Below are 3031 nucleotides of genomic sequence, written 5' to 3' on the forward strand. Positions count from 1 at the left end.
TAATTTTGAGTTAGGCAGCGCGTTGATCGCGAACTGCTGCAAGGACCCGAACAAAACGACTCGGAACCTCGTTGAGGGTGCGTACGAAACCGGATACAGGCGCCTGCATGGTGCCGAGCAACTTGGCCAGCAATTCTTCACGAGACGGCATTTTGCTCAATTGAGCAATAGCCGCAGTATCAATCTGCTTGCTACTCAATACGCCACCGGTAACCACCAGCTTGTCAAAACGCTTGGCGAAATCCGTAAAAATTTTGGCTAATGCCACCGGATCTTCCGCCGCTCCAAATACCAGGGGTCCCTTCAACAAAGAGTCCATGACTGCGAATGGCGTGCCCGCCAGGGCCCGCTTCAACAGCGTGTTTTTTACCACCTGAACATGTACGGACTGTTTCAGAGCTTCTGCCCGAAACGCCGTCATTTGTGCCACAGTCAAACCACGATACTCTGCTACCACAGTGGCTTGCGCCTCTGTGATTTTGGCTTGAAGGGCGATGACGACCTGTTCCTTTTCTGCGAGTTTGAGACTCACGTGAATGTCACCTCCTATCTAACCGAGGCGGCCAAAAGGTTGGCGCGCCGTCGCCTACGCAGGGAAAAACATTAAGGCTTGCGCCCCCTGCGGTCTTTGTACGCCGGCTCACGCCGACCTTTCCGCCCGAAGACAGAAACTGTTACGCCAAGCCAGAAAGATCTACGCCGACCCCGGGACCCATGGTCGGAGACAAACTGACTTTACGAATATAAATGCCCTTGCTGGTAGCCGGTTTGGCTTTACGCAAGCTGTCAATCAGCGCCATCAGGTTTTCCTGCAGGGCTTTAGCTTCAAAGGAAGACTTGCCAATACTGCTATGCACAATACCGCCCTTGTCGGCACGGTAACGCACCTGACCACCCTTGGCATTGACTACTGCGGTACGCACATCTGCCGTAACGGTACCCACTTTGGGGTTTGGCATCAAACCTCGCGGCCCCAGAACCGGGCCCAAAGTGCCGACAATACGCATCGCATCTGGAGTGGCAATGACCACGTCAAAATCCATCTGTCCGGCCTTGACCTGTTCGGCCAGATCTTCCATACCAACGATATCGGCTCCAGCTTCACGGGCTTCATTAGCCTTGTCAGCTGTTGCAAACACGGCGACCCGCATTTGTTTACCGGTGCCATTGGGTAACACTACCGCACCGCGAACCACCTGATCGGATTTGCGGGGATCAATCCCCAAACCGACTGCGACATCCACTGATTCATCGAACTTGGCCGTGGCCATTTTCTTGACCAGGTCCAATGCTTCTTCAATGGCGTAGCGTTGGTTGCGATTGACCAAATCACGAGCAGCGGTACTCCGTTTGGATTTATTAGCCATGTCTTAGCCCTCCACCGTCAGGCCCATACTCCGGGCAGTACCACGCACACTCCGTTTGGCCGATTCCAGATTTTCGGTATTGAGATCGGGCATCTTGGTCTTGGCGATTTCCTCGACCTGCGCCTCTGTCACCTTACCGACCTTCATGGTATTTGGACGGCCGCTACCTTTTGGTAAGCCTGCAGCTTTCATCAACAACACGGCAGCGGGTGGGGTTTTAACTTCAAAAGTAAAACTTTTGTCTGCAAATACCGTAATCACCACGGGCAATGGCAAACCGGGTTCTACACCCTGAGTTTGGGCATTAAAAGCCTTGCAAAATTCCATGATATTGAGGCCGCGCTGACCCAAGGCCGGACCAATGGGCGGACTCGGATTGGCTTGGGTAGCCTTAACCTGCAATTTGATATAACCAGTTATTTTCTTTGCCATTACTCAGCTCCTGTGAGGTGCAAACGCCGTCAGGCTCCCTCGTCATGTAACCGTCAGACTTTTTCTACCTGACCGAAATCCAGCTCTACGGGGGTGGAGCGACCAAAAATGGTGACCGACACCCGCAGTTTACTTTTCTCAAAATTGACTTCTTCAACCACACCATTAAAGTCCTTGAAAGGACCGTCGATGACCCGCACCTGCTCGCCCGCATCGAAACTGAATTTCGGACGCGGCTTTTCAACGCCTTCCTTGATGCGATCCATGATGGCATCAGTCTCTGCATCACTGAGCGGATGCGGACGCCCGACCGAACCTCCCACAAAACCGGTGACCCTGGGTGTGCTTTTCACAAGATGCCAGGTTGTATCATCCATTTCCATTTGCACGAGAACGTAGCCTGGATAAAACATGCGCTGTGAATTGGTTTTTTGACCATTTCGCATTTCCACGACTTCTTCCACCGGAACCAATATCTCGCCAAAACAATCGCCAAGACCCTCGCGTTGCGCCCGCTCGCGAATTTCTGCCTGAACTTTCTTCTCAAAACCCGAGAATGCATGTACTACATACCAACGCATAGCCATTTAGCCAACTCCTCCGAGTAGTAGCCGTACCACACCAAGGAGTGCCAGATCGACCAACCACAGAAAGGCCGCAATAACGGCAATCAACCCTATGATAATGGCAGTGCTCCGCAATACTTCAGGGCGGGTTGGCCAGACGACTTTCAGTAATTCAAGATACGCTTCCCGAAAAAATACCAAAAGCTTCTTTCCGCTTTCACTATAGGCAAACAAGCCTGCGGCAATCAGCAGGCCGACTGCCAACCCAACACTCGGGTAATACGTCCCGATACGCGTGGGGATCAGAAAATACGCGAACACCCCGAGGGCAGCGAAACCTGCCGCAAAATAGAGCTTCACTTTTTCCGACATGACCACCGCACCTTTAATAATGGCAGGGCAGGAGGGGATCGAACCCCCAACCTGCGGTTTTGGAGACCGCTGCTCTACCAATTGAGCTACTGCCCTGCAGACGGCAAACGGCGGACAGGCCGCCGTTCAACTTTACAACTAACTGACTTACTCGACTACCTTGGACACGACGCCAGCACCTACCGTACGGCCACCTTCACGTACCGCAAAGCGCAAACCTTCTTCCATCGCAATCGGGGCAATCAGCGCAACCTTGAACAACACGTTGTCACCAGGCATCACCATCTCTACACC

Annotated in this window: 6 protein-coding genes and 1 tRNA gene; all 7 read right to left on the reverse strand. The window is 52.8% G+C overall.

All coding sequences use genetic code 11. The annotated features are described in order from the left end of the window. Window positions 1-10: 10 nt before the first annotated feature. The 7 genes from rplJ to AC2VLY_RS16510 all read right to left on the reverse strand — a co-directional run bounded on the left by rplJ (window position 11) and on the right by AC2VLY_RS16510 (window position 3022). A complete protein-coding gene (rplJ, locus tag AC2VLY_RS16480) occupies window positions 11-532 on the reverse strand; it encodes a 50S ribosomal protein L10 (RefSeq protein ID WP_486893620.1) in 522 nt (173 codons plus the stop codon). A 142-nt stretch (window positions 533-674) separates the two neighbouring features. Further along, window positions 675-1367 carry a 50S ribosomal protein L1 gene (rplA, locus tag AC2VLY_RS16485; RefSeq protein WP_486893619.1) on the reverse strand — a complete coding sequence of 231 codons (693 nt, stop codon included), beginning with the start codon at window positions 1365-1367 and terminating at the stop codon, window positions 675-677. A 3-nt stretch (window positions 1368-1370) separates the two neighbouring features. After that, entirely contained in the window at window positions 1371-1799 is a 429-nt protein-coding gene (gene rplK / locus AC2VLY_RS16490) for a 50S ribosomal protein L11 (protein WP_010641411.1), read from the reverse strand. 53 nt (window positions 1800-1852) lie between these two features. Next, a complete protein-coding gene (nusG, locus tag AC2VLY_RS16495; protein WP_142089395.1) occupies window positions 1853-2386 on the reverse strand; it encodes a transcription termination/antitermination protein NusG in 534 nt (177 codons plus the stop codon). Then, a complete protein-coding gene (secE, locus tag AC2VLY_RS16500; protein ID WP_010641408.1) occupies window positions 2387-2737 on the reverse strand; it encodes a preprotein translocase subunit SecE in 351 nt (116 codons plus the stop codon). It lies immediately after the preceding gene. A 20-nt stretch (window positions 2738-2757) separates the two neighbouring features. Next, window positions 2758-2833, reverse strand: a tRNA-Trp gene (locus tag AC2VLY_RS16505). Between the two features lie 51 nt (window positions 2834-2884). Then, on the reverse strand, window positions 2885-3022 hold the full coding sequence (locus AC2VLY_RS16510) for an EF-Tu C-terminal domain-related protein (protein ID WP_456318939.1): 138 nt from the start codon (window positions 3020-3022) through the stop codon (window positions 2885-2887). Between the last annotated feature and the right edge of the window lie 9 nt (window positions 3023-3031).

This window comes from Acidithiobacillus sp. TH-A36, from assembly GCF_057473445.1.